The 25,417-nt window shown below is 69.0% G+C and carries 27 protein-coding genes; 7 read left to right on the top strand and 20 right to left on the bottom strand.

Annotated features, from left to right (window positions below; translation table 11 throughout):
* Positions 1-60 precede the first annotated feature (60 nt).
* The gene (locus C4F17_RS18365; protein ID WP_106936198.1) at positions 61-1,098 is read left to right on the top strand and encodes a LacI family DNA-binding transcriptional regulator; all 1,038 of its coding nucleotides are present in this window, start codon (positions 61-63) and stop codon (positions 1,096-1,098) included.
* A 16-nt stretch (positions 1,099-1,114) separates the two neighbouring features.
* On the opposite strand, the gene C4F17_RS18360 is transcribed toward C4F17_RS18365, so the two are convergent.
* Genes C4F17_RS18360 through C4F17_RS18350 form a run of 3 tightly spaced genes read right to left on the bottom strand, consistent with a single transcriptional unit; the run spans position 1,115 to position 3,404 of the window.
* Positions 1,115-1,462 carry a hypothetical protein gene (locus C4F17_RS18360; protein WP_106936197.1) on the bottom strand — a complete coding sequence of 116 codons (348 nt, stop codon included), beginning with the start codon at positions 1,460-1,462 and terminating at the stop codon, positions 1,115-1,117.
* A gap of 16 nt (positions 1,463-1,478) precedes the next feature.
* Positions 1,479-3,152, bottom strand: coding sequence for a hypothetical protein (locus tag C4F17_RS18355; RefSeq protein WP_106936196.1), 1,674 nt, complete (start codon positions 3,150-3,152; stop codon positions 1,479-1,481).
* 57 nt (positions 3,153-3,209) lie between these two features.
* Positions 3,210-3,404 carry a DUF1127 domain-containing protein gene (locus C4F17_RS18350; protein WP_081267350.1) on the bottom strand — a complete coding sequence of 65 codons (195 nt, stop codon included), beginning with the start codon at positions 3,402-3,404 and terminating at the stop codon, positions 3,210-3,212.
* Between the two features lie 125 nt (positions 3,405-3,529).
* On the opposite strand from C4F17_RS18350, the gene C4F17_RS18345 reads away from it, so the two are divergent.
* Positions 3,530-4,420 (top strand): LysR family transcriptional regulator, encoded by an 891-nt coding sequence (locus tag C4F17_RS18345; RefSeq protein ID WP_081267351.1) that lies wholly within the window; start codon positions 3,530-3,532, stop codon positions 4,418-4,420.
* Positions 4,421-4,435: 15 nt separating this feature from the next.
* Here C4F17_RS18345 and C4F17_RS18340 read toward each other — a convergent pair whose 3' ends face one another.
* The 12 genes from C4F17_RS18340 to C4F17_RS18285 all read right to left on the bottom strand — a co-directional run bounded on the left by C4F17_RS18340 (position 4,436) and on the right by C4F17_RS18285 (position 16,620).
* On the bottom strand, positions 4,436-5,086 hold the full coding sequence (locus tag C4F17_RS18340) for an ANTAR domain-containing response regulator (RefSeq protein WP_172839817.1): 651 nt from the start codon (positions 5,084-5,086) through the stop codon (positions 4,436-4,438).
* Between the two features lie 315 nt (positions 5,087-5,401).
* Positions 5,402-6,556: a transporter substrate-binding domain-containing protein gene (locus C4F17_RS18335; protein WP_081267353.1), complete on the bottom strand. Its 1,155-nt coding sequence runs from the start codon at positions 6,554-6,556 to the stop codon at positions 5,402-5,404.
* Positions 6,557-6,596: 40 nt separating this feature from the next.
* Positions 6,597-8,243 (bottom strand): nitric oxide reductase activation protein NorD, encoded by a 1,647-nt coding sequence (locus C4F17_RS18330; protein ID WP_106936195.1) that lies wholly within the window; start codon positions 8,241-8,243, stop codon positions 6,597-6,599.
* Positions 8,240-9,058, bottom strand: a complete 819-nt coding sequence (locus tag C4F17_RS18325) for a CbbQ/NirQ/NorQ/GpvN family protein (RefSeq protein ID WP_081267355.1) — start codon at positions 9,056-9,058, stop codon at positions 8,240-8,242. Before C4F17_RS18325 ends, C4F17_RS18330 begins: the two co-directional genes overlap by 4 nt.
* Positions 9,055-10,092: an aliphatic amidase gene (locus C4F17_RS18320; RefSeq protein ID WP_081267356.1), complete on the bottom strand. Its 1,038-nt coding sequence runs from the start codon at positions 10,090-10,092 to the stop codon at positions 9,055-9,057. Before C4F17_RS18320 ends, C4F17_RS18325 begins: the two co-directional genes overlap by 4 nt.
* A 45-nt stretch (positions 10,093-10,137) precedes the next feature.
* On the bottom strand, positions 10,138-10,827 hold the full coding sequence (gene urtE, locus C4F17_RS18315) for an urea ABC transporter ATP-binding subunit UrtE (RefSeq protein ID WP_081267357.1): 690 nt from the start codon (positions 10,825-10,827) through the stop codon (positions 10,138-10,140).
* Between the two features lie 18 nt (positions 10,828-10,845).
* Positions 10,846-11,628, bottom strand: a complete 783-nt coding sequence (urtD, locus tag C4F17_RS18310; RefSeq protein WP_106937606.1) for an urea ABC transporter ATP-binding protein UrtD — start codon at positions 11,626-11,628, stop codon at positions 10,846-10,848.
* A gap of 14 nt (positions 11,629-11,642) precedes the next feature.
* On the bottom strand, positions 11,643-12,698 hold the full coding sequence (gene urtC / locus C4F17_RS18305) for an urea ABC transporter permease subunit UrtC (RefSeq protein WP_106936194.1): 1,056 nt from the start codon (positions 12,696-12,698) through the stop codon (positions 11,643-11,645).
* 4 nt (positions 12,699-12,702) lie between these two features.
* Positions 12,703-13,605, bottom strand: a complete 903-nt coding sequence (gene urtB / locus C4F17_RS18300; RefSeq protein WP_106936193.1) for an urea ABC transporter permease subunit UrtB — start codon at positions 13,603-13,605, stop codon at positions 12,703-12,705.
* Positions 13,606-13,610: 5 nt separating this feature from the next.
* Entirely contained in the window at positions 13,611-14,804 is a 1,194-nt protein-coding gene (urtA, locus tag C4F17_RS18295) for an urea ABC transporter substrate-binding protein (protein WP_106936192.1), read from the bottom strand.
* 377 nt (positions 14,805-15,181) lie between these two features.
* Positions 15,182-15,676, bottom strand: a complete 495-nt coding sequence (locus tag C4F17_RS18290; RefSeq protein WP_081267362.1) for a hypothetical protein — start codon at positions 15,674-15,676, stop codon at positions 15,182-15,184.
* Positions 15,673-16,620, bottom strand: coding sequence for a LysR family transcriptional regulator (locus C4F17_RS18285; RefSeq protein WP_106936191.1), 948 nt, complete (start codon positions 16,618-16,620; stop codon positions 15,673-15,675). Before C4F17_RS18285 ends, C4F17_RS18290 begins: the two co-directional genes overlap by 4 nt.
* Positions 16,621-16,715: 95 nt before the next feature.
* Between C4F17_RS18285 and C4F17_RS18280 the strand changes: the two genes are divergently transcribed.
* Positions 16,716-17,708 carry an SDR family oxidoreductase gene (locus C4F17_RS18280; protein WP_106936190.1) on the top strand — a complete coding sequence of 331 codons (993 nt, stop codon included), beginning with the start codon at positions 16,716-16,718 and terminating at the stop codon, positions 17,706-17,708.
* A 13-nt stretch (positions 17,709-17,721) separates the two neighbouring features.
* Here the strand turns inward: C4F17_RS18280 and C4F17_RS18275 are convergent, their stop codons facing one another.
* The 3 genes from C4F17_RS18275 to C4F17_RS18265 all read right to left on the bottom strand — a co-directional run bounded on the left by C4F17_RS18275 (position 17,722) and on the right by C4F17_RS18265 (position 20,607).
* The gene (locus C4F17_RS18275; RefSeq protein WP_199851867.1) at positions 17,722-18,675 is read right to left on the bottom strand and encodes a glutaminase; all 954 of its coding nucleotides are present in this window, start codon (positions 18,673-18,675) and stop codon (positions 17,722-17,724) included.
* On the bottom strand, positions 18,672-19,580 hold the full coding sequence (locus tag C4F17_RS18270) for a DMT family transporter (RefSeq protein ID WP_106936189.1): 909 nt from the start codon (positions 19,578-19,580) through the stop codon (positions 18,672-18,674). The genes C4F17_RS18275 and C4F17_RS18270 overlap by 4 nt, the downstream gene beginning before the upstream one ends.
* A gap of 73 nt (positions 19,581-19,653) precedes the next feature.
* Positions 19,654-20,607 (bottom strand): LysR family transcriptional regulator, encoded by a 954-nt coding sequence (locus C4F17_RS18265; protein ID WP_106936188.1) that lies wholly within the window; start codon positions 20,605-20,607, stop codon positions 19,654-19,656.
* A gap of 112 nt (positions 20,608-20,719) precedes the next feature.
* Here C4F17_RS18265 and C4F17_RS18260 point away from each other — a divergent pair, with 112 nt between their 5' ends.
* From C4F17_RS18260 to C4F17_RS18245, 4 genes are read left to right on the top strand one after another with little or no spacing between them, the layout of a single operon-like run.
* On the top strand, positions 20,720-21,847 hold the full coding sequence (locus C4F17_RS18260; RefSeq protein WP_234382168.1) for an aryl-sulfate sulfotransferase: 1,128 nt from the start codon (positions 20,720-20,722) through the stop codon (positions 21,845-21,847).
* Positions 21,844-22,809, top strand: a complete 966-nt coding sequence (locus C4F17_RS18255; protein WP_106936186.1) for an ABC transporter substrate-binding protein — start codon at positions 21,844-21,846, stop codon at positions 22,807-22,809. Before C4F17_RS18260 ends, C4F17_RS18255 begins: the two co-directional genes overlap by 4 nt.
* On the top strand, positions 22,806-23,573 hold the full coding sequence (locus tag C4F17_RS18250) for an ABC transporter ATP-binding protein (protein ID WP_106936185.1): 768 nt from the start codon (positions 22,806-22,808) through the stop codon (positions 23,571-23,573). The genes C4F17_RS18255 and C4F17_RS18250 overlap by 4 nt, the downstream gene beginning before the upstream one ends.
* A gap of 10 nt (positions 23,574-23,583) precedes the next feature.
* A complete protein-coding gene (locus C4F17_RS18245) occupies positions 23,584-24,387 on the top strand; it encodes an ABC transporter permease (protein ID WP_106936184.1) in 804 nt (267 codons plus the stop codon).
* A gap of 13 nt (positions 24,388-24,400) precedes the next feature.
* On the opposite strand, the gene C4F17_RS18240 is transcribed toward C4F17_RS18245, so the two are convergent.
* Together C4F17_RS18240 and C4F17_RS18235 are read right to left on the bottom strand one after the other, a co-directional pair.
* Complete coding sequence (locus tag C4F17_RS18240) at positions 24,401-24,901, bottom strand: BON domain-containing protein (RefSeq protein WP_234382165.1); 501 nt, start codon at positions 24,899-24,901, stop codon at positions 24,401-24,403.
* Positions 24,898-25,407, bottom strand: a complete 510-nt coding sequence (locus tag C4F17_RS18235; RefSeq protein WP_081267374.1) for a flavin reductase family protein — start codon at positions 25,405-25,407, stop codon at positions 24,898-24,900. Before C4F17_RS18235 ends, C4F17_RS18240 begins: the two co-directional genes overlap by 4 nt.
* Between the last annotated feature and the right edge of the window lie 10 nt (positions 25,408-25,417).

Here is a 25,417-nt window from a genome sequence, read left to right as displayed (position 1 = left end):
GACCCTGAGGGAAGCATTGACACCCGAGGCCGGCCGCCTCCGCGACAATCGTTTGCACCAATGAGCACCAGCCCGCCTACTGCCCCTTCTTCCGGCACCGTCACCATCCGCGACGTCGCGCGTGCCGCCGGCGTGCATGTGTCCACTGTCTCGCGCGCGCTCAGCCCCGAGAAGCGGTCGCTCATCAGCGACGAGGTGCTGCGCGTGGTCGAGGAGGCGGCGCAGCGCCTGGGCTACCGGCCCAACCGCGCGGCCTCGGCATTGCGCACGGGCCGCACGCACACCATCGGCGTGCTGGTGCCCGACATCACCAACGCGGTGTTCCCGCCGATCCTGCAGGGCATCGAGGCCAGCGCGGCGGCGCGCGGGTACTTCGTGTTCGTCACCAACGTGGCCGACCCGGCACTGGCGCGGCCGGTGCTCGAGCGCATGCTCGCGCAGCGCGTCGACGGCGTGGTCATGGCCACCGCCACGCGCGACGACCCTCTGGTCGATTTCGTCGCCAAGGCCGGCATGACGGCCGTGCTGGTCAACCGCGCCGATGAAACCGGCCGCCTGCCGGCCGTGGTCAGCGACGACCGTCTCGCGATGAAGCTCGCGGTCGACCACCTGGTGGCGCTCGGCCACAAGCGCATCGCGCACCTGGCGGGGCCGCAGACCATCCCGACCGGCGTGGGCCGGCGGCTGGGCGTGGAGCAGGCCCTGCGCGACCACCGCATGAAGCCCTTCCGCGTGGTCGAGTGCGCGAGCTACAGCCGCGAGGCCGGCGCGCTGGCCATGAAGCAGATGCTCGATGCCGGCGCGGCCCCGCAGGCGGTGGTGTGCTGCAACGACCTCGTCGCGCTGGGCGCCTACGACGCGCTGCGCGCGGCCGGGCTGCGCGTGCCGCAGGACATTTCCATCACCGGCCACAACGACATGCCGCTGGTCGACATGGTCGACCCGCCGCTCACCACCATCCGCCTGCCGCACCGCGAACTGGGCTGGCGCGCGGCGGAGATGCTGTTCGACGAGATCGACGGCCGATCGATGTCGGCATCGACCGTGGTGCTGCGCCCGGAACTGGTGGTGCGCCAGTCGACCGCCGCACCGCGCTGACGGGCGGCGACGCGACTTACTTCATGCGCCACCACAGGGCGGCGATGTCGTCACTCAGGCCTGCCAGCAGCAGCGCCACGGCAACCAGCACGACCAGCGCCTTCGTTCGCCGCGACATGCCTTCCCTGGGCGCGAAGTCTTCGGCACGGCCGCTGAAATGCACGCCGCAATAGGGGCAGCGCAGCACGTAGCCGAAGATCGGCTCGCCGCAGCGGATGCAGGGCACTTCGCCGGGGCCCGGTTCGGACGCGGACGCCGAGGCCGCGTCGCGCGTGGCCTGCTCCGCGGCACGCTGTTGCTGCTGCCGGGCGCGGCGCTCGCGGTGCGCGGCCAGGTCGATGGGTTCGTGGGAGTTGTCGGGCATGGTCGGACCCCGAAGTCTAGGACGCGTTTTTCTTTCGCGCAGCCGGCCGGCGCGGCGGCTTTGCCTCCAGCACCAGTTCGGCCGGCAGCGTGTCGTTCCACGATTCGGTGAAGTAGGCGCGGTCGCTCGGCACCAGCTGCGGCAGCGCCTCGCGCAGCAGGGCGAGCGATTGCTCCGCGGCCTTCAGTTCGCCGGCATGCGCGGCGTACCAGGCGTGCTCGAACAGCAGGCTGCAATGCTGCAGGCCCGGGTAGCGGCGACGGCCGGCCTGGTGGTCGGCCAGCCGCGCCTGCGCCACCTGCACCCAGCGCGCGGGCCAGTTCGTCGCGTCGAAGGCATCGGCCAGCGGGCCCGCGAGCTTCGACATGGCGGCCGGGTCCAGCGGCTTCTGCGCGCGGAACTGCGCAAGCGTGGGCTGTTTCTCGGGCCGGCAGTGGCCGCGCGCGATGCGCATCAGGTAGATCGCGTTCCACGCCGAGCGGCCCTGGCCGTCGGTGTGGCCGCACAGCCATTCGGAGAAGGCGATCCACTGCACTGCGCGGCGGGTGGTGTCGGTGTTGCCGTCCTGCGCGAGCGCGGGCAGGTCCGACAGGCCCACGCGGTCGAACAGCCATGCGGCCATGCCCATGTTGGCGGCCACGTGCTGCGCCGCGTCGAAGGAATGCGACTCGAACGCCGCCGCCAGCGCCTCGCCGAAGCGGCGCAGCGACTCTTCGGCGAGCGCCGCGGCGGCCGGCTTGTCGTCGGCCGAGAGCCCGAGCGCGCGCGAGCGGCACACCAGCGCCCACAGGTTGCACCACTCGAAGCGCACGTCGGGGTGGTGCCGCAGCACCAGCCCGCGCGCCGCGTCGTCGGCCATGCCGCCCAGCAGCGACTGCGCCAGCGGCAGGTCGCGCGCGGTGTAGGCGCACCATGCGGCGACGATGCATTCCATCGCGCCGAGGTAGTCGTTGCCCGCCACGTGATGCGCCAGCCGCTGCTTCTTCAGCGCCTGCAGCCGGCGCCGTGCCTGCTCGTTGTCGCCGAGCCGGCGCCACAGCATGGCCTCGTTGAGCGTGACCAGCGCGCGCTGGAAATCGGTGGCGGCCAGCGTGCCGGCCAGGCGTATCGATTCGAGCGCGCTGGCCGGCTGGCCGCTGGCACTCGCATCGCCGGCGTTCATGCCGGCCACCGGCGCCATCAGCCGGCCCTGCCGCGCCGCCTGCTGGGAGGCGACCAGCTGCTTCCAGAAGGCCGCGTCCTGCAGGTGCACCGCGTCGGGCGGCGGCGAGCCGGCCGCGGCCTGCGACTTGCGCGCGCGCAAGCCGAGGAACGACGCCACCTCGGCGGCGGTGGCCGCGCGGCCTTCCACCAGCACGCGCACGCGCCTGGCTTCGGCGGACGGCAGCCAGAACGGGCCCTGGCTGCGCCGCTCGGCATTCAGGAAGCGCGGCTCGCGCAGCGTGTCTTCGCCCCAGCCGACCTCGATGTTCCAGGCCTTGAAGTCGCGGAACGCGCGGCTCACGACCATGCGCAGCGTGCTGGCGTCGGAGACTTCGCCGCGCAGGTCGGCCAGCCGCACGACGCCGGTGCCGGCTTCGTGGGCGTGCTGCATGCGCACCAGCAGCCAGAGCGACTGGAAAGCCGCGCGCCGGCCATTGACCGACTGCGGCGAAGTGAGTTCGATGGAGAGAAGAGAGGGCTTGGGCACGCCCCGGATTGAACCTCAAAACCGGCGCGATACCTGAAGAAAAAGCGCCGCAGCGGCTCAGTAGCGGTGGCGGTCCAGCAGCTCCGGCACTTCGCTGCGCCCGATGCCCAGGTCACGCAGCTCGTGCTCGCTCATGCCGGCCAGGTGCCGCATGTCGGCGCGCGCGCGGCGGCGATTCACCACGCGGCGGCGCCAGCCGCGCAGGGCATGGATCAGGCGTTGGTGAAAAGTCGATGGCTTCGGCGCGGTCACGATGGGCTCCTTGGTTGGGAGCGCTCATCTTCCGGCGGTGCGTGATATTGTGGAAGTTGAGAATCCTGAGGCTTGCAATCAGCTTTGCTGATGGCGCGATCCTTCACCCCCAACACGGCGACCCGATGCGACAACTCAACCTCGACCAACTGCGCACCCTCATCGCCATCGTCGACCTCGGCACCTTCTCGGCCGCGGCCAAGGCGCTGCACCTGGCGCAGCCGACGGTGAGCCTGCACATCAGCGAACTCGAGTCGCGGCTGGAGGCGCCGCTGGTGGTGCGCGGCAACCGCCGCATCACGCCGACCGCCGCCGGCGCCGCACTGGTCGAGCGCGGGCGCAAGCTGCTGCGCGACACCGACGACGCCGTGGAAGCCGTCAAGCGCCAGGCCGAGGGCCGCACCGGCCGGGTGAGGCTGGGCACCTCCACCGGCGTGCTGGTCGACCTGCTGCCGCAGGTGCTGGAGGCGCTGGGCGCGGAGCATTCGGGCATCGACGTGGAGGTGAGCATCCGCGGCTCCTACGAGGCCATGGAGCGGCTGGCCGCCGGCACGCTCGACATCGGGCTGGTCGCGATTCCGCAGCCGCCGGTGCGCGGCATCGTCGTCACGCCGTGGTGCGAACAGCCCATGATGGCCTTCGTGCCCCCGCGCTGGAAGGCGCCGAAGCGCGTCACGCCGGCCTGGCTGGCGGCGCAGCCGCTGATCTTCAACGAAGCCACCACGCACATGTACCGGCTCACGATGGAGTGGTTTGCCGAGGCGGGTTTTGCGCCGCGTGCGCGCATCGAGCTCAACTACGACGCCGCCATCCGCAGCCTGGTGGCGGCCGGCTATGGCGCGGCGTTGCTGCCGCTGCAGCAGAGCACCGACAACGTGCGCGGCGACCGCATGCAGATCCTGCCGGTGAGCCCCAGGCTCACGCGGCGCGTGGGCATCGCGCACCGCCAGCACGCGGCGCTCGACGGCGCCACGCTGAGCGTGCTGAAGGTGCTGACGGCCTTCCGCCAGGCCTGAGCCGAACCTGGTGGATCAGCCCGCGTCGGGCTTGGGGCGCATGCCCAGCGAGAGGATCTCGTTGGCGTTGACGATGGCGGTCGCTATTTCTTCGGTGGTGGTGCGCTTGCTCATGGCCTGGTCGCGGATCAGGTCGTAGGCCTGGCCCTCGGACACGTCGTGCGTCTTCATGAGGATGGCCTTGGCTTCGGCGATGCGGCGCTGGCCCAGCAGCTTGGCTTCGACCTTGCGCAGCCGCTTGGCGAGCGAGCGTGCCTCCTTGTGCGCCTCGCGCGCCACCACCAGCGCCGAGAACAGACCGAACGAACGCACCGGCGAAGGCAAAACTGCCTTGGCGCCGATTTCCAGCACGGCCTCGATGATGGTCGGGTTCTCGTAGGTGACGACCGCGATGATGGCCGGCGCGTCTTCGCTCTTGGTCCATTCGAAGCGCATGTTGATGAAGTCGGGCTGCACCGCCATGAAGGCGACGTCGATGCCTTCGGGCAGGACTTGCACGGGCGGCCAGAAGGCCTGCACCTGGCAGCCGATGCGTTGCAGCTGTTGCGTGAGTTGGCGGCCGTCGTTGTCGTCGGGGTGGATCACGGCGATCTTCAGCAGGCGCAGCTCTTTCAGCTGCGGCGGCGTGACGCGCAGGGTGTGCCGTTTGGGGGCTGTGCCTTCCACTTTCAGGCCTTCTTTTGTTCGGGGTGTGTGCACAGGCCGCCGGGTGCTCCCCTCCGCGAATGTCCCCCGGGGCTGCGCCCCTCCTCCTTTATTTCGCTGCGGGGAGCACCCGGTGTCCTGTGCACAGGGCACGCTGCTGGTTCGCAGTTGATCAACCAGCGCTCTGTCCGACGATCACGCCGATGGGGTGCCTTGCGCAGCGAAATAAAGGAGGAGGCCGCAGGCCGGGGGACATTCGCGGAGCAAGGTACCCCGTCGGCGTGAGCGCGCCCCGAATGCCTCCTGGAGCAACAAATGGAGGAACTGAAGTTCATCCTAGATCTCCAGCGTATCCAGCTTGGCCGTCCAGTCGCCCAGCGAGTGGGTGACCAGATAAGGATCCGGGTACACCGCCCGCGTCGCCTGCCGCACGATGGTGAACTGCCCGTGCGCGTCGACCCGCCCGATGCGTGGGTACAGGCATGTGTGATGGTTGGCCGGGTCGATCTTCACCAGCCCCTGCGGCGCATCGAACTCGCTGCCCAGGATGTACGGAAGAATCTCCGCGATGCCGTCGCTCCCCGCCTGCCGGTAGGCGTTCGCAAAAATGTGCATCTGGAAATACGAAGCCTCCCAGCACAGGTTGGGCACGCAGCCGTCGCCGAAGCGCGCGCGCAGCATCGCCAGGCAGCGCCGGTTCGCGGCCGAGTCGATCGACTGGAAATACGGCGCCGCCGTGAAATGCCCCGTCGCCACGCCGTGGCCCATCTGAGAGATCTCCGCCTCCGAAGTCGTGAGGCTGGCGATCGGCATCGTCTTCGGGTCGAAGCCCGCCTCGGCATACGCGCGGTACAGGCTCGCGGTGGAGTCGCCCACCACCGTCGAGAAGATGAAGTCGGGCCGCTTGTCGCGGATGTCGTCCATGATGGCCCGGTAGTCTCGCTCGCCGGCGTCCAGCGCCACGTAGCGCTCGCCCAGCTTCTCGCTGCCGGGGCGCTGCATCACCAGCTCGCCCATGATGCGGTTCGACTCGTAGGGGTAGATGTAGTCGGAGCCGATCAGGTACACCCGCGCGCCGAAGTTCGTGGTCATGAACTCCGCCAGCTGCACGCTGTTCTGGTTGGGCGCCGCGCCGGTGTAGATCACGTTGCCCGAGTACTCGAAGCCCTCGTACAGCGTGGGGTAGAACAGCAGCTTGTTCCACTTCTCTATGACCGGTATCACCGCCTTGCGGCTGCTCGACATGTAGCAGCCGAAGATCACGTTCACGCGGTCCTGCACGATCAGCTTTTCCGCAAGCTGGGCGTAGCGCGCGGGGTTGGACTGCGGGTCGTAGCGCACCGCCACGATCTCGCGGCCGTCCACGCCGCCTGCCGCGTTGATCTCCTCGATGCCGAGCAACGCGCCCTGCAGCTGCGAGAGTCCGATGGTCGATGTGACGCCGGTTTCCGAATAGAGGATGCCGACGCGTATGGGGTCCTTGTCAGCCACGCTGAAGTCTCCTGGGGTGTCGAATCATCATAGTCTTCAGTCAGTGGGCCGCGGCAAGGCGTGCGCTCATGCGCGCGAGGCGCACCGGCAGGCTGCGCGCGTCGTCGGCGATGCAATAGTTGCGCCAGCCGAAGATGCGCCGCACATAGGCGTCGGCCGCCCCGTCCACCGCGATGCAGGCGGCGCGCACGCCGGCGTCGCGGGCCTCGGCGACGGCCTGGCGGGCGTCTTCGATCAGGTATTGCGGATCGTGCACGTCGATGTCGGAAGGCGCGCCGTCGGTCACCAGCAGCACCGCGCGCTGGCCGGGCGGCTCGGCTTGCATCAGCGCGGCGGCGTGGCGCAGCGCAGCGCCCATGCGGGTCGAGTAGCGCCCGCGCAGCGCGCCGATCATGGCGCTCGTCGGTGCGTCGAGCGGACGGCCGGCTTCGAGCAGGCGGTAGTAGTACACCTCGGCGCGCGTGTTCGACGAGAAGCCGTGGATCGCCAGCCGGTCGATGCCGCGCGCGTTCGACGCGGCCAGCAGCAGCGCGGCCTGCTTCTCGATGTCGAGCAGCGAGGCTGCGTGCGGCCCCGGGTCGTTGGCCGAGGCCGACAGGTCGAGCAGCACCAGCACGCTCGACGGGCGCGGGCCCTTGCCCGGGCGCATGAAAAGCCGCGCATCGGGCCGCAGCCGAAGGCTCCGGTCGACCAGCACTTCGATGGCCGCGTTCAGGTCGATGTCGTCGCCTTCCCACTGGCGGCGCAGGCGGTGCGTGCGGTCGAGGTGGCGCGCGCGGGGCAAGGCGAGTGGGGCGATGCGCCCGTTGCCGGGCGCGGCCTGCTCGCGCCCCGGCAGCAGGCCCTGCCACGCCGGCAGCTTTTCGATCACCGTGCACCAGTCGGGGCGCAGTCGCTCGAGCTTGCGGTCCCATTCGGGGTATGTGTAGCGGCCGAGTTCGATGTCGTCCGCCGCATCGGAAGTAGGCGGGCCGCTGCCTTCGTCCGGTGCATCGGAAGGCGGTGGCGGCCGTGCGCCTGCCTGTTGCAGCGCGATGGCTTCGTCGGGTGCGGTCTCCGTCTCGGCGAATTCCCACAGGTAGCTGTTGTCGTCGCGCCAGGGCGCGGGCACGGCGTAGTGCTGGGGCTCGAAGCGCACGCGCATCTGGCCCAGGTCGTTGGCGAGGATCGACGCGATGACGCGGAAGGCGTCGTAGTCTTCCAGGCCCGCGCTGGCGACGGTCTCGTCGAACAGGCGGCGTGTCTTGTTCACCCAGTGGTTGTCGTCGATCGCGTCGGGCAGCAGCAGCAGGCGGTCCATCCGGGAGACGAGCGCCGCGAAGCGCAGGTCGAGCGGGTCGGACGCGGGCGGGAGCGATGCGGCGAACCAGCCGTGCAGGCCGGGGAAGTCTCGCCACAGCAGGCGCTCGACACGCGCGTCCTCGATGGCCGAGACCACGGCGATGCCCATCTGCTTGAGCCCGTGTGCCGGGCGCGCGGGCCGCGAGTGTCGCAGGTGCGCGACCGCATGCGCGACCATGGCGCGGCGCAGGTTCGGCTCACCGGTGCCTTCGGGCAGCAGCAGCTTGCGGCCCGTGAGCACGGCGCGCGTTCCCGCGCCAGTCAGCGCCTGCACTTCCACATCGACGCCCGCCAGGCCGCGCGCCAGCAGCGACAGCGCACCGAGGCCGCCGGACGCGTCGTTCATCCGAACTGCGCCTCGACAAAGCCCTGCAGCGCGCTTGCCATGTCGGGGTCGTCGGTCAATGCGCGCGTCATCGTCATCTCGCAGCTCTCGCGCGGCGTCACGCCGTCGCGTATCAGCACGCCCGCGTAGATCAGCATGCGCGTCGACACGCCCTCGTCGAGCCCGCGGTGCTTCAGCTCGCGCGAGCAGCGCGCGATGGCCACCAGTTTCGCGGCGAGCCCGGGCTCGACACCGGCCTCGTGCGCGACGATCTCCGCCTCCAGCGCGCTGCCGGGGTAGTCGAACTCCAGCGCCGCGAAGCGCTGGCGCGTCGATGGCTTCATGTCCTTCGCGCTGCTCTGGTAGCCGGGGTTGTACGACACCACCAGCTGGAAATCGGGGTGCGCGTGCACCAGCTCGCCCTTCTTGTCGAGCGGCAATATGCGCCGCGCATCCGTCAGCGGGTGGATCACCACCGTGGTGTCCTGCCGCGCCTCCACCACTTCGTCGAGATAACAGATGCCGCCGTGCCGCACCGCCAGCGTCAGCGGCCCGTCGTGCCAGGCGGTGCCGTTGGCGTCGAGCAGGTAGCGCCCGACGAGGTCCGAGGCCGTCATGTCCTCGTTGCAGGCCAGCGTCACCAGCGGCCGGCCCAGCGACCACGCCATGTGCTCCACGAAGCGCGTCTTGCCGCAGCCGGTCGGGCCTTTCAGGATCAGCGGCATGCGGTGGCGGTACGCCTGCCGGTAGAGCGCCACCTCGTTGCCGGCAGGGCGGTAGAAGGGCTCGGCCTCGATGCGGTAGGCGACCAGCGGATCGGGAACCGCCGCGTTCATCGGTGCTTGGCCGGCTCGTTCGGAATGCCTTCGATCGGGCATTCGGGCGTGCCCACCGTGCTGCGCGTGAACGACTCCACCATCTCGCGCGTGCCCTCGGGGTCGTTGATCCACTGGGTGTAGAAGTTGTACGGGCAGGCCGCCACGCCCTTGTCACCGTCGCCGGAGTTGATGGTGCCGGTGTAGCCGCGGTGCACCAGCTTGAACAGGTGGTTCTGCGACTGGCCGTTCTTGCGCGCGTCGCGGATCAGGCCCATGGAAAGCTCGGCGTAGTTGATGCCCATCTCTTCCTCGCCGCATTCGCCGAGCGTGCGGCCGTCGAAGCCGATGAGCGCGGAGTGTCCGAAGTACGAGTACACGCCGTCGAAGCCCGCCGCGTTGGCCACCGCCACGTAGGTGTTGTTCATGAAGGCCATGGCCTTCGACACCATGATCTGCTGCTCCTTGGCCGGGTACATGTAGCCCTGGCAGCGGATGATGAGTTCTGCGCCGCGCATCGCGCAGTCGCGCCAGATCTCGGGGTAGTTGCCGTCGTCGCAGATGATCAGGCTGATCTTCATGCCCTTGGGGCCTTCGCTCACGTAGGTGCAGTCGCCCGGATACCAGCCCTCGATGGGCACCCACGGCATGATCTTGCGGTACTTCTGGACGATCTCGCCCTGGTTGTTCATGAGGATCAGCGTGTTGTAGGGCGCCTTGTTCGGATGCTCCTCGTGGCGCTCGCCGGTCAGCGAGAACACGCCCCACACGTTGGCGCGGCGGCAGGCGTCGGCGAAGATGGCGGTTTCCTCGCCGGGCACGGTGGCGGCCGTGTCGTACATCTCCTTGGCGTCGTACATGATCCCGTGGGTGGAATATTCGGGGAACACCACCAGGTCCATGCCCGGCAGGCCCTTCTTCATGCCGACCAGCATCTCGCCGATCTTGCGGGCGTTGTCCAGCACCTCGGCCTTGGTGTGCAGGCGGGGCATCTTGTAGTTGACGACCGCGACACCCACGCAATCGTTGCTGCTCGAAATATCACCATGTCTCATGACGCTGCTCCTGAAAGAGGGGTTGAAGAAAAAAGGGAAGGGCTCTCACACGGTCAGGAAAGACCTGACCTTGTCCTGGTCGAGCGTTGCGCGCGCCTCGTCGTGCACGAGGCGCCCGCGGTCGATGACGAGAAAGCGGTCGGCCAGGTCGAGCGCGAAGCTCAGCACCTGCTCCGACACCACGATGGCGAAGCCGCGCTCGGCGCGCAGCACGTTCAGCGTCTGCGCGATCTCCTTGATGATCGAAGGCTGGATGCCCTCGGTCGGCTCGTCGAGGATCAGCAGCTTGGGCTCGGAGATGAGCGCGCGCGCAATCGCCAGCATCTGCTGCTGGCCGCCCGAGAGGTTGCCGGCCTTGCGCTGCTTCATGTCCTTGAGCACGGGGAAGAAGCGGTAGAGGTAGTCGGGCACCGTGCGGTGGCCGGACTTCGCGGCGCCAGAGAGGATGTTCTGCTCCACCGTGAGGAACGGGAACACCATGCGCCCCTGCGGCACGAAGGCCAGGCCCTGCGCCACGCGCTGGTAGCTCGGCAGCTTCGTGATGTCGGCGCCGCCCAGGCGGATGCTGCCGCCGCGCGCAGGCAGCAGGCCGATGAGCGACTTCAGCAGCGTGGTCTTGCCCATTCCGTTGCGGCCCATGATGGCCACCGCCTCGCCGGGCGCGACGCGCAGGGACACATCGCGGATGACGTGCGACTCGCCATAGGCGACGTCGAGTTCGGAGACTTCGAGCATCTGTGTTTCTCCTTGTGCTCAATGGCCCAGGTACACGTCGATCACGCGCGGGTCGGACTGCACTTCGGCGGCCGTCCCCTCGCTCAGCAGCCGGCCCTGGTGCAGCACGGTCACGCGGTGGGCGATGCGCTTGACGAAGTCCATGTCGTGCTCGATCACCACCACCGACTTGCCCACCGAGATGCGCCGCAGCAGGTCGCCGGTCTGCTCGCGCTCGCGCGGGCTCATGCCGGCCACGGGCTCGTCGAGCAGAAGAAGCTCGGGCTCCTGCATCAGCAGCATGCCGATCTCCAGCCACTGCTTCTGGCCGTGGCTGAGCTGGCCCGCGCGGCGCTCGAGCTGGTCGAGCAGGAACACGTCGGCCGCCATCGCGTCGATGCGCTCGCGCAGCGCGGCCGTACGGCGAAAGGCCAGCGACTGCAGCAGGCCGTGCATGCGCGGCAGCGAGATCTCGAAGTTCTCCAGCACCGTGAGGTCTTCGTAGACCGAGGGCGTCTGGAACTTGCGGCCCACGCCGGCACGCACGATCTCGTACTCGTTCAGCCGGCCGAGGTCCTGGCCGTTGAACAGCACGCGGCCCGCGCTCGGGCGGGTCTTGCCGCAGATCATGTCGAGCAGCGTGGTCTTGCCCGCGCCGTTCGGCCCGATGATCACGCGCAGCTCGTTGCGCTCGACCGCAAGGCTCAGGCCGTCCACCGCCTTGAAGCCGTCGAAGGACACGGTCAGGTCTTCGACGCGCAGGATCTGCTCGTTCGAAGGCGGCACCGCCGAGGCGGCCTGCGGCAGGCCGCCGTTGGGCATGGTCATGGTCGCGTTCATGGCGTGGCCTCCGCGCCGCGCCGGCGCAGCAGCCTCGCGCCCAGGCCCGCGAGCCCCTCGGGCATGGCCCACACCACGAGGATGAACACGGCGCCCAGGAAGTACAGCCAGCCTTCCGGGAAGGTCTCGGACAGGTACGACTTGAGAAAGCCGATCAGCAGCGCGCCGACGACAGCACCCGGTATCGACAGCCGGCCGCCCACCGCCGCGTAGATCACCATCTCCACCGAGGCCACCACGCCGATCACGCCCGGGGCGATCAACCCCACCTGCAGGCTGTAGAAGGCCCCGCCGATGGAAGACAGCACCGCGGCCACCGCGAACACGAAGGCCTTCATGTGCGCCGTGTTGTAGCCGCTGAAGCGCACGCGGTCTTCCCGGTCGCGGATGGCGATGAGGATCTTGCCGAAGCGGCTGCGCACGATGACGAGCGACACCGCCATCACCAGCGCGATCGCCAGCACCTCGACGAAATACATCGTGCGCTTGGCGTCGTCGCCCGCGATGTCCAGGCCCAGCAGCGTGCGGAAATCGGTGATGCCGTTGGCGCCGCCGGTGTCGCCCTGCTGGCCGATGACCACCACGGTGAGCGTGAGCGCCAGCGACAGCGTGACGATCGCGAAGTACACGCCGCTCACCCGCCGCTTGAAGATGGCGTAGGAGAACACGTAAGCCAGCACCGCGGGAACGGCGAGGATGCCCACGACGGTCCAGCCCAGCGAGTGGAACGGAACCCACCACGAAGGCAGCTGGTCGACGCTGCTCCACACCATGAAGTCCGGCAGCTCGGGCGCCGAGGCTTCGAGCTTGAGGAACATCGCCATCATGTAGCCGCCCAGGCCGAAGAACATGCCCTGGCCCAGGCTCAGCACGCCGCCGTAGCCCCAGGTCAGCACCACGCCGACCGCGACGAAGGCGAAGGCCAGGTATTTGCTCACGAGGTTGAGCCGGAAGGGATCGAGTGCGGCAGGCAGCACCACGGCCAGCAGCAGGAGCACCGCGGCCATCGCGCCGATGTCGCGCCTGCGTTGGGGAGAGAGTTTCGACAACATGCCCTCAGCTCCTCGACCGCGTGGCGAACAGCCCGTTGGGCCGGAAGTACAGCACCACGATCACCAGCAGCAGGATCGTCGCCTTGGCCATCGAGCCGCTCATGAGGTACTCCAGCCAGGTCTGCGACTGCGCGATGGAGAAGCCCGAGAGGGCGGTGCCCACCAGGCTCTGCACGCCGCCGAACACCACCACGATGAACGAGTCGACGATGTAGAGCTGCCCCGTGCCCGGGTTGGTCGAGCCGATCATGGTGAACACCGCGCCCGCGATGCCCGCCAGGCCCGAGCCCAGCGCGAAGGTCATGGCGTCCACCCGGTGCGTGTCGATGCCCACCGCGCCGGCAATGGCGCGGTTCTGCGTCACCGCGCGCACCTTGAGCCCCCACGGCGTGCGGTACAGCAGCAGGTACACGCCGGTCGCGACCAGGGCCGTGAGCCCCACGATGAAGATGCGCGTGAGCGGCAGCTGTATGCCCGGCGTCGGCTCCCACGCCCCGGCGAGCCACGAGGCCAGCGGCACGCTCACCTCCTGCGCGCCGAAGATCGAGCGGTAGGCCTGCTGCAGCATCAGGCTCAGGCCCCAGGTCGCGAGCAGGGTGTCCAGCGGGCGGTCGTAGAAGAAGCGGATGAAGCCGCGCTCCAGCACATAGCCGAACGCGAAGGTCACCGCGAACGCGAACGGAATCGCGGCGAACAGGTACAGGTCCATGAAGCCCGGCGCGAAGTGCTCGAAGAAGCGCGCGGCCAGGTAGGTCATGTAGGCGCCCAGGGCCATCAGCTCGCCGTGCGCCATGTTGATGACGCCCATCAGGCCGAACACGATGGCCAGCCCGATCGCCATCAGCAGCAGGATGGTGAACAGGCTCACGCCGTTGAACACCTGCATCACCGCGATGTCGAAGTTCATCGCGTTCAGACCTTCGGGAAGGGGTTGGGCTCGACGAGCTGGGGCGATTCCCACACGATGTCGAACTGCCCGTCGGGCCGGGCGCGGCCCACGCGCACCTTCTTCCACACGTGGTGGTTGGTGGCGTGCACGCGCACCGTGCCTTCGGGCGCTTCTATCTCCACGCCCGCCGCTGCCGCCGTGACCTTGTCGACGTCGAAGGACTTGGCCTTCTCCACCGCCAGCTTCCACAGGTAGACGCTGTTGTAGGCCACCTCCATCGGGTCGCCGATCACGCGGTCCTGCCCGTACTTGGCCTTGAAGGCCTTCACGAACTTCTCGTTGGCCGGCGACTTGATGCTCTGGAAGTAGCCCATGCAGGCGTAGTAGCCGGCCGCGTTGTCCTTGCCGATCCCGTCGATCTCGTTTTCCGACACCACGGTGGACAGCAGCACCTGCCTGGCGCCGTCCAGTCCCGCCGCGCGCAGCTGCTTGTAGAAGGCCACGTTGGAGCCGCCCACCACGGTGCTGTAGATGCAGTCGGGCTTGGCCGCCTTGATCTTGTTGATGATCGACGAGAACTCGGTGTGGCCCAGCGGCGCGTACTCCTCGCCGAGCACCTTGCCGCCGGCCTTGGCGATGGCGGGCTTGGCGATCTTGTTGCAGGTGCGCGGGTAGATGTAGTCGGAGCCCACCAGGAAGAAGCTCTTGCCCTTCTCGCGCGCCATCCACTCGACCGCCGCGATCACCGACTGCGTGGCCTCCTGCGAGGGATAGAACACGCGCTTGTCCTGCTCCTGGCCTTCGTAGTAGGTCGGGTAGAACAGCAGGCCCTTGGCCTGGTTGAGCACCGGCAGCAGCGCCTTGCGCGAGGCCGATGTGTAGCAGCCGATGATGGCGGCCACCTTGTCGCGCTCCAGCAGCTTGCGCGCCTTCTCGGCGAACACCGGGTTCTCGCTGGCGCCGTCTTCCACCACGGCCTCGATCTTCTTGCCCATCACGCCGCCGGACGCGTTGATCTCCTCGATGGCGAGCTTCTCGGCATCGACCAGCGAGGCCTCGGCGATGGCGATGGTGCCCGAGAGCGAATGCAGCAGGCCGAGTTTCACGGTGCCGCCGTCCTGCGCCGATGCGATGCCGGCCACGCCGCCCGCGGCGCCCAGCACGATCATCGAGCCGCCGGTCTTCATGATCTGGCGGCGGTTGAAAGCGTTCGTCATGTCAAATTCCTTTGTGTTTGTGCGAGTCATCAGGAAGATCCGACCTTCGGAACCGCGCATTGGGTGTCTCCTCCCGCGGCGCGGCCCTGCAAACGGGCGTTCGGCTGCCAGTGCGTTTTCTTTGGGCAAGGCTTCGCCACCGGATGCAGCGCATCCGTTTCGAAAAGTTTCCTTGCGGCCGAGAAAACAAAAAAGCCCGAACCGGTGGTGAAACCGATTCGGGCTTTATTGCCCGACGCCTCGCTGGCAGCACTGGCAGCGGGTGTCGTATGACTGGTAACGATTGCTCGTTGGGGCGGATTCTTCTCAACTCACCCCGGCATGAACATACGCTGTTTCGCTAATTGGCGAAATCGCGATTCATGTGTTATTCGCGCTCAGCGCGGGCGCGCGTAGCCCGACTCGATCCATGCGCTGGCGCTTGCGGCCGTGAGCCTGAAGGCGGGCGACACGCTCACGCTGGCGAGCTCGGCGTCGTCGGCGTCGTCGTAGGCGCTGAGCGTGGCCGAGGGGTTGTCCTCGTCGGGCACGATGGCCAGCGCCACGCGCACGCGCTGGTCGTTGCGCGCTGTGACCGTCACGCTCTTGTTGAGCGTGGCGTGCAGCTGCTGCTCGTGGCGGCGGATCACTTCGGCGGCGGTCTTCACCAGCGTGGAGAAGGCGGGGCCGTCCAGCGGCTTGGGGTTCTTCTTGTCGCGGCCCATGGTCCAGGGGCCGACCAGGGCCGGCTCGGGGTCGCCGTGGCGGGTCATCTCGACGGCCCAGCCGTCGTCTTCCTCGTTCTTGATGACGCGGGCGGTCCAGGTGTCGTCGCGCCAGAGGCGGGCTTCCTGCAGGGGGAGGGTGTCGGATTCGTTCGATGGTTCTGTCATTCGGAGGCCTGTTTGCTTGCGCGGGCCATTTTCCCCCGCGCGCCGGCGTCTTCCTGGCCGTCAACGTACTGTTGCAGTCCCTCGGCCAATGCGTCGAAGGCGGCGCGGCAGCGCGGGCTGTTGCGCAGGTCCTCGTGCATGGTGACCCAGGTGTCGAGCTTGAGCGCCATGGCGCGCGGCATCAGCCGCACCAGCGCCTCGGTGCGCCGCGCCAGGCCGACCTGGCACACGCCGATGCCCGCGCCGGCGCGTATGAGCGCCAGTTGCCCGAGGTCGCTGTCGGTGCGCAGCGAGAAGCTGTCGCGGCTGTAGCCCGGCAGCGACTTGCCCGCGTTGCGCACGAAGGCCGAGGGCTGGTCGTAGCCGATGACCGCGTGGCCGGCCAGTTCCTCGAACCGGCGCGGCGTGCCGTGGCGCGCGAGGTAGTCGCGGTGCGCATGGAAGCCGAGCTCGATGTTTCCGATGCGGCGCGCCACCAGCTGCTCCTGCCGGGGGCGCACCATGCGCACGGCGATGTCGGCCTCGCGCCGCAGCAGGTCCTGCACGCGGTTGGTCAGCACCAGCTCGACCTTCAGCGCCGGATGCGCCTCGCGCAGCTGCGCCACGATGGGCGGCAGCACCTCGACGCCGATCACCTCGCTGGCCGACACCCGCACCACGCCGCGCACGCCTTCGCCCTGGCTGCTGGCGGCGCGCTGCAGCGATGCGGCGGTGCTTTCCATGGCCTCGGCATGCGTGCGCAACGCCAGCGCCACTTCGGTGGGCAGCAGGCCGACCTGCGAGCGGGTGAAGAGCACCACGCCCAGCGCTTCCTCGAGCGCCGCCACGTGGCGTCCGGCCGTGGGCTGGGTGATGCCCAGCGCGCGCGCCGCGCCCGAGAGAGAGCCCTCACGCAGCACGCCGAGGAAGGAGCGGTAGAGCTCCCAGCCGATGTTCGAAGTCATGCATAAATGTATAGCTGCTGGCTCATGTTCGGCAATTCCAATCGAACCGGCCCGGTTCCAGAATTCATCCATCGACAACTGTTCTGGAGCATTCCATGGCACACGGCAACGACAACACGGTTCTGGTCCTTGGCGCGACGGGCGGCATCGGCGGCGAGGTGGCCCGCCAGCTGCGCGACGCGGGCTGGGAGGTGCGCGCACTGAAGCGCGGCGCGAGCGAAGGAAAGCGCGACGGCATCACCTGGCTGGCCGGCGACGCGATGGACGCGCAGGCCGTGCGGCAGGCCGCGAGGGGCTGTTCGGTCATCGTGCATGCGGTCAACCCGCCGGGCTACCGCAACTGGTCGCAGCTGGTGCTGCCGATGCTCGACAACACCATCGACGCCGCCAAGGCCGAGGGCGCGACCATCGTGCTGCCGGGCACGGTCTACAACTTCGGCCCCGACGCCTTTCCGCTGCTGGCCGAAACATCGCCGCAGCATCCGGCCACCCGCAAGGGCGCGATCCGCGTCGAGATGGAGAAGCGCCTCGAAGACGCGAGCCGCGAGGGCGCCCGCGTGCTGATCGTGCGCGCCGGCGATTTCTTCGGCCCCCGGGCCGGCAACAACTGGTTCTCTCAGGGGCTGGTGAAGGCCGGGCAACCGGTCAAGGCGGTGAGCTACCCCGGCCGCGCCGGCATCGGCCACCAGTGGTCGTACCTGCCGGACGTGGCGCGCACCATGGTCGAGCTGCTGGCGCGGCGCGACCGGCTCGAACCCTTCGCGCGCTTCCACATGGCCGGCCACTGGGACGCCGACGGCACGCGCATGAGCGGCGCCATCCGCAAGGCGGTGATGCGCCGCACGGGCACCGAGGCGCGGGTGTCGGCCTTTCCGTGGTGGCTGCTGACGCTGGCTTCGCCCTTCGTCGCCACCTTCCGTGAAATGCGCGAGATGCGCTACCTGTGGCAAACGCCCGTGGGCATGGACAACGCGAAGCTGGTGGCCTTCCTGGGCCGCGAGCCGCACACGCCGCTCGACGAGGCGGTCGAGGCATCGCTCGAGGGCATGGGCTGCCTGGCGACGGCGCCGGTGGCGGCCGCGGCCTGAGGCGCAACGTCGATCAGAACACCGACAGCCCCGTGCGCGCCACGAACAGCTCCAGCGCCTTCATGCCCAGCAGCGAATTGCCGGTGGCATCGAGCGCCGGCGACCAGACGCACAGCGTGAGCTTGTCGGGCACCACGGCCACGATGCCGCCGCCCACGCCGCTCTTGCAGGGCAGGCCGATGGAGAAGGCCACGTCGCCGGCCGCGTCGTAGGTGCCGCAGGTGAGCATCAGCGCGTTGATGCGGCGGGTCTGCCGCTCGCCGGTGATATCGGGCTGGCCGTCGACCGGGTGCGCGCCGTCGCGGCACAGGAAGGCGGCGGCGCGCGCCAGCTGGCGGCAGCTCATGCGCAGCGCGCACTGGTGGAAGTAGGTGTCGAGCACGGTGGCGACGTCGTTGTCGATCTTGCCGAAGCTCTTCATGAAGTTGGCCAGCGCGAAGTTGCGAAAGCCCGTGTCGGCTTCGGACTGCGCCACCTCGTCGTCGAAGGCGATGGGCTCGCCGCACAGGTTGGCCATGAGCGCGAGGATGTCGGCCTTGGCGCTGCCGCCGCCGGCCTTGGCCTGGCTCACCAGCCGGTCGGCCACCGCGATGGCGCCGGCATTGATGAACGGGTTGCGCGGCTTGCCCTGTTCGTTCTCCAGCTGCACCAGCGAGTTGAACGGATTGCCCGAGGGCTCGCGGCCGATGCGCTCCCACAGCGCGTCGCCCATGCGCTGCATGGCCAGCGTGAGCGTGAAGAGCTTGGACACGCTCTGGATGGAGAAGGGCGTCTCGAAGTCGCCCGCGCCTGCCTCGATGCCGTCGCAGGTGCGCAGCGCGATGCCGAACTGCCGCGCGTCGATGCGCGCCAGCGCCGGGATGTAGCTGGCCACGGTGCCGCCGGGGCAACCCTGGTCGATCTGCGGGCGCAGGGTGGCGACGATCTCGTCGAGCACCGGCTGGAAGTTCATGGTGTTGCCGTTCATGCGGCGCGTTGTACCGCAGGCCGCCGGTTCACCAGCACGATGCCCAGCGCCACGCCGATCAGCGCCACGATCAGCTGCACCGTGAGCGGCTCCTTGAGCACCACCACGCCGAATACCAGCGCGAACAGCGGCGTGAGGAAGGTGAAGGACGACATCTGCGTGGCCGGGTAGTGCCGCAGCAGCCACATCCAGGTGAGGTAGCTCGCGAAGGCGCCGATCACGGTCTGCAGGCCGATGGAGGTCCAGGCGCCGGCTGAATAGGCGAAGCCCCAGTGCTCGCCGAGCGCCAGTGACAGCAGCGGGCACATCGCCGCGGTGACCGCCACCTGGTAGAACAGCGTCTTCTCGGCGCTGGCCGTGGCCAGTTTGGTGGTGCGCAGCGTGAGCGTGGTCAGGCCCCACAGGGCGCCGGCCGCGAGGCCCATGGCGTCGCCCACCAGCTGCGACGAACTCATGTGGCCGAAGCCCTCGCTGAAGGCCAGCACCACGCCCGAGAACGCGATGAACAGGCCCAGCCACTGGAAGCCGCGCAGCCGCTCGGCCGGCACCCAGCGCGGCAGCAGCAGCGACACCCAGAAGGGCGCGGTGTAGAGGAACACCGTGAGCCGCGACGCGCTGGTGTTCTGCAGCCCCAGGTAGATGCCCGCGAACTCGCCCGAGAACAGCAGCCCGGCCAGCAGCCCCGGCCACAGCGTGCCGTCGCGCTCGAACAGCGGCACGCCCCGCCACACGCACCACAGCCACAGCAGCGCGGTGGCGCCCACCATGCGGATCGAGGCCTGCCACATCGGCGGCACCTCGGCCACGGTGGTCTTGATGAGGATCTGCTGGAGTCCCCAGAACGCGCAGCAGGCGATCAGGAGGCCGATGGCGAGGGAGTCGAGGTGGGTCTTGCGCTGGATCATTCGCTGCTGTCGGTCGGTCGCGGCTGAAAAAAAGCCGCGTAATTCGTCCGATGATCGTATCGCGCCGGCGTTTTTACTGCGCGAAGCCGTTCAGCGACGGCAGCGGCGCCTGCCGCTCGAAGCGCTTCTCGATGGCCAGCAGCGCGGCTTCCAGGAACTGCAGGAACATGCCCATGGCCACCGCCGTGGTCTGGCCGGCGCGCTGGTAGAGGCAGCTGAACGAGCGCGCGCCCGCGTCGGCCAGGCCGGTCCACACCAGCGTGCCGCGCTCCACGTCCTCGGCCACGTTCTCTGGAATGAGAAAGCCGATGCCGGTGCCGCCGGCCACCAGGCGCCGCACCATCGCGACCGAGCTGGTCTCCACCAGCGGGCGCACCTTGCGGTGCTCGCGGTGGTCGATCTGGTCGACCATGGCGCGCAGCTCGGTGTCGGGCGTCATGAGGATCAGCGGGTGATCGAGGCAGTCGCGCAGGCGCGGCAGCTTGCTGGCCGCCGTGAGCGGATGGCCCGGCGGCGTGACCAGGCCCAGGTGCTGCGGGAACGCGCGGATCTCTTCCACGCCGGGCGGCGGCTTGCGGCGCAGGCAGAAGCCGATGTCCGACTCGCCGTTGGCCACCCACTTCAGGATGTTCTCGCCGCTGCCCGAGCGCACGCTGTAGGTCACGCCGGGGTAGTGCTTCATGGCGGCCTCGATGACCTCGGGCACCAGCTGCTCGGCCGACGAATGCGACACCGCCAGGTTGATGTGCCCGCGCCGCAGCGACCGCAGGTCTTCCACCTGGGCCAGGGCGTTGTCGAAGTCGCGCTGGCCGCGCCGCACGGCGGCCACCATGATCTCGCCGGCCGTGGTGAGCTGCATGCCGCGCGGCAGCCGGTCGAACAGCGGCGTGCCCACCTGTTCCTCGAGGTTGAGCACCTGCTGGTGTACGGCGGCCGCCGTGAGGTGCAGCGCCTCGGCGGCCTTGCGCACCGAGCCGCGGCGGGCCACTTCGTCGAAACAGCGGAAGGTCTGAGAGATGGCGCGCATGGCCGGAGAGTGTATGGAATTTCCATACGCACCGTACAAAACAAACAGATTTTCCTGACGGGCGATGCGGCCTACATTCGCGCCATTCTTCAATCTCCCCGAGGTTCGTTCCGTGCCCACCACCACCGTAGACCAGATCACCCAGCGCCGCCGCGGCGTCGGCCTGATCGCCCACGACCCGGCGCTCAGCGCCGGCGGCTATACCCTGATCGCGCCGCAGACCGACGACGGCAACGTCTACCTGATCGACATCGAGGGCCGCGTCGCGCACCAGTGGAAGATGCCGGTGCGCCCGGGCCGCGCGGCCGTGATCCTGCCCAACGGCAACCTCGGCTACAACGGCAACCACGCCGATTCGCCCGAGATCTACGGCGCCTGGTCGCTGTGGCACGGCGGCGATTTCTACGAGGCCACGCCCGCGGGCGAGATCGTCTGGCGCTACCAGGATCCGACGCACCACCACGACGCCCGCTGGCTGGCCAACGGCCACCTGCTGTACGCAGGCTGCGCCCCCGTGCCGCCCGGATTTGCCGAGCGCGTGCCCGGCGGCACGGCGCACGGCCCCGACGAGACGATGTACGGCGACGTGATCCGCGAGGTCGACCGTGACGGCAAGCTGGTGTGGGAATGGAAGGCCTGGGAGCACCTGAAGCCGGAAGACTTCCCCATCCACCCCGGCTTCGGCCGCACCCACTGGCCGCTGGTGAACGGCCTGGACGTGACGCGCGAGGGGCTGGTGCTCATGAGCCTGCGCACCACCTCGGGCATCGTGGGCGTCGACCGCGCCACGGGCGGCGTGAAGCTGCACATTCCGCCGTCGGTGCTGTCGCACCAGCATGCGCCGGTCGCTCTGGACAACGGCAACATTCTTGCTTTCGACAACGGCAACTTCCGCACCGGCAAGCATGTGGCGTTCTCCCGCGTCCTCGAAATCGACCCGGCCTCCAACGAGGTCGTGTGGCAGTACGCGGACGAACTGGTCAACGCGTTCTACACCGCCTACATGGGCAGCGCGCAGCGACTGCCCAACGGCAACACGCACGTCACCGAGTCGGCCACCGGGCGCCTGTTCGAGGTCACGCCGGCCGGCGAGGTGGTGTGGGAGTACGTGATTCCCTGGTTCGCCGAATACCCCGACGAAGCCGCGCGCAAATACGTGCCCGGCCGGCAGAACAGCGTGTTCCAGACCTTCCGCTACACGGCGGCGCAACTTCCCTGGCTCAAGGTGTCCGCATCATGATTTCTTCCGCCCTTCGTATCGCAATCCCGCTGGCGCTGGCGGCGGTGCTGCCTCTTTCCGCACAGGCCGCGGATGCACCCAAGCCGGTGCGCATCCTCAGCAACTGGTTCGCCCAGCCCGACCAGGCCGGCTACTGGCAGGCCCAGCAGGACAAGCTCGGCAAGGAGGCCGGCATCGAGATCAGCGTGCTGCAGGGCGGCCCGAAGATCCAGACCATTCCGCAGGTGGCCTCGGGCCAGGCCGAGTTCGGCATCGGCAACGCCGACGACGTGCTGCTGGCCCGCCTGCGCGGCGCGCCGGTGCGCGCGGTGTTCGCGCACCTCGACTACGTGCCCTACACGCTGGTCTACCACGCCGACCCGGCGGTGAAGTCCATCACCGACCTGCAGGGCCGCACCTTCGCGGTGAACCTCGGCAACGCCTACTGGGAGTGGACGAAGAAGCAGTACAAGCTCGCGGGCACGCGCGAGATCCCGGTGAGCGGCGACCTCAGCCTGTTCCGCAACGACCCGAAGATGGTGCAGCAGGGCTACTCGCTCTTCCTGCCCGCGCGCATGGCCGCGGCCGGCGTGCAGGTGCAGCAGATCACGCTGGCGTCGCTGGGCTACCGGCCGTACGACGTGCTCTTCACCACCGACGACATGATCCGCAAGAACCCCGCGCTGGTGAAGGCCACCATCGCGGCGGTGCAGAAGGGCTGGGCCAACTACGTGCGCAACCCGCAGGGGCTCAAGCCGCTGATCACCGGCATGAACAAGCAGATGACGCCCGAGATCTACGATGCGGCCAACAAGGAAATGATCGAGACGCTGATCTCCCACGACCTGGGCCGCATCGGCTGCATGAGCGACGCGCGCTGGAACGAGCTGGCGGGCCAGCTGCGCAGCGTGAATTTCCTGCCGGCGAACTTCGACGCGAAGCAGGGCTACGACCGCACGCTGGTGCCGGGCTGCGCCCCATGAGCGGCGCGGCCGTCGGGCTGGAGGGCGTGTCGAAGCGCTTCGACACGCGCAAGGATGGCGGGTTGCTGGCGCTGGGCACGGTCGACTTCGCGCTGCGCCCGGGCGAGTTCGTTTCCATCGTCGGGCCTTCGGGCTGCGGCAAGTCGACCCTGCTGCGCATCATGGCGGGGCTCGTGGAGCCGAGCACCGGGCGCTGCACCCGGCCCGATGGCATGGAGACCGCCTTCGTGTTCCAGGAGGCCGCGCTGCTGCCCTGGCGCACGGTGGAGCGCAACGCGCAGCTGCTGATGGAGCTCGAAGGCCACGCGCCGGCCAGCTACCGGCCCCGCGCGGCCGAGGCGCTGAAGCTGGTGGGGCTTGCCGGCTTCGAGAAGTCGTACCCGCACCAGCTTTCGGGCGGCATGCGCATGCGGCTGTCGCTGGCGCGCGCGCTGGCCTTGCGGCCGGGGCTGCTGCTGCTCGACGAGCCGCTGGCCGCGGTCGACGAACTCACGCGCGACGTGCTGCAGGAAGAGCTGTCGTCGCTGTGGCGCCAGGCCGGCTTCACCGGCGTGCTGGTGACGCACAACGTGCATGAGGCGGTGTACCTGTCGAACCGGGTGGTGGTGATGTCGCCGCGGCCGGGGCGCATCCTCGACGTGATCGACGTGCCTTTCGAATTCCCGCGCGCGCCGGAGCTGCGCGCCAGCGCGGGCTTCGCGGCGCTGACCGGGCAGGTGACGGCGGTGCTGCGCGCGCAGCACCACGCACAGGCCTTGGCATGAGGAGGAGGCGATGACGCAAGGATCCATTTCTTCCCCCGCCGCAGCCTTCGTGCGCAACGCCGCCCCGGTGCTGGTGGTCGCGCTGCTGGCCATCGGCCTCTGGTGGCTGCTGAGCGCCACCGTCTACCAGGGCAAGGGCTACCTGCTGCCGTCGCCGCAGGAAGTGGCGGCCGCCACGGCGGAGAACGCCGGCGTGCTGATCGGCGCCACGCTGTCGACGCTGAAGGAGGCGCTGCTGGGCTATGCAATGGCCATCGTGCTCGGCATCGCGGGTGCGGCCGTGCTGGCGCAGTCGCGGCTGCTGGAGCGCAGCCTGTATCCGTATGCGGTGCTGCTGCAGACCGTGCCGGTGGTGGCGATCGCGCCGCTCATCGTGCTCTGGTTCGGCTACAACGAGCTGTCGGTGGTGATCGTGAGCTTCATCATGTCGCTGTTCCCTATCATCAACAACACGATGCTGGGCCTGCGTTCGACCTCGCGCAACCTGGCGGAGCTGTTCGCGCTGCACCGCGCGGGCGGGCTGGTGTCGTTCTGGAAACTGCGGCTGCCGGGCGCGCTGCCGCACATCTTCGCGGGGCTGCGCATCTCGGCGGGGCTGTCGGTGATCGGCGCCATCGTGGGCGAGTTCATCATCGGCTCGGGCAATGCCGAAGGCGGCCTGGGCGTGCAGATCGTGTTCGCGCAGGGGCGCATGTACACCGCGCTGCTGTTCGCCGAGGTGATCGCGGCGACGCTGCTGGGCTTCGTGTTCTTCCTGGCGGTGAGCGCCATCGGCCGGCTGCTGCTGCGGCACTGGCACGAGTCGGCGCTCTAGCGCCCCGGGCCTGTCACTGCGCGGCCAGCGGGTAGGGCGGCTTGCCGCGCGTGCCCACCATCAGGTCGGGCACCACGGCCTCGACGTCGGGCAGGGCGCGGGCGGTGCGCTCCAGTCTTTTTGCCAGCGCGGCGTTGGGCACGCAGCCCTGCAGGTACACCCAGCGCCGCTGGATCATCACCCACACGCTGCCCTTGTCCACGCCGGGCACCGCCCGCAGCGCGGCGCGCACCTTGGGCGCCAGCGGCTTGTCGTAGCGGTAGGCGTTGCTGTCGGTGCACTTGCCGGCCAGCCAGCAGCTGGTGCCGCGTTCCAGCCGCGAATGGGTTTGCACGCGGCGTTCTTCGGCGGTATAGAACGGCCCCTCGGGCATTGGGCAGGCCGGCAGGCCCGCCGACACCTGGAAGAACGGGTCGTCGAACCAGTTCTGCTTGAGCGGCCCGCCCGCTTCCTGCGCCATGCCGGCCTGCGCTGCGAGAAGCAGGATGGCCATCAGCGCAGGGCGCAGGGTCACAAGGGGTGTTCCGTGTAGAAGCGCCCGCCGTGGAACAGCAGCGGCGAGGCGCCGATGTCGTGCGTGCAGCGCTCCACTTCGCCGACGAAGATCACATGGTCGCCTTCGTCGTAGCGGCTGCGGTTGAAGCACTCGAAGCTCGCGGCGGCGCCGGCCAGCACGGGCGCACCGCCCAGGCCTTCGGTGAAGGCCACGTCGGCCCAGCGGTCGATGTTCTTGGTGGCGAAGCGTTCGGCCAGCGCCTTCTGGCTGGCCGCCAGGATGTTGACGGTGTAGTGCGAACCGGCGCTGAGCGCGGGCATCGATCCGGCCGCGCGCGCCAGGCTCCACAGCACCAGCGGCGGCGCGAGCGAGACGGAATTGAAGGAGTTGGCCGTGAGGCCGACCAGCGTGCCGTCGGCCGCCCGGGCGGTGACGATGGTGACGCCGGTGGCGAACATGCCGAGCGCTTCACGAAACTCGTCGGGAGAAAAGGAGGGCGGCTGGGCCCGGCGGAGAGTGGTCACTGAAAAAGGC

It is taken from the genome of Variovorax sp. PMC12 (assembly GCF_003019815.1).
Lineage (GTDB): Bacteria > Pseudomonadota > Gammaproteobacteria > Burkholderiales > Burkholderiaceae_C > Variovorax.
The sequence above is the reverse complement of the archived record's forward strand: the minus strand, read 5'-3'. Positions and strand labels throughout refer to the sequence as shown.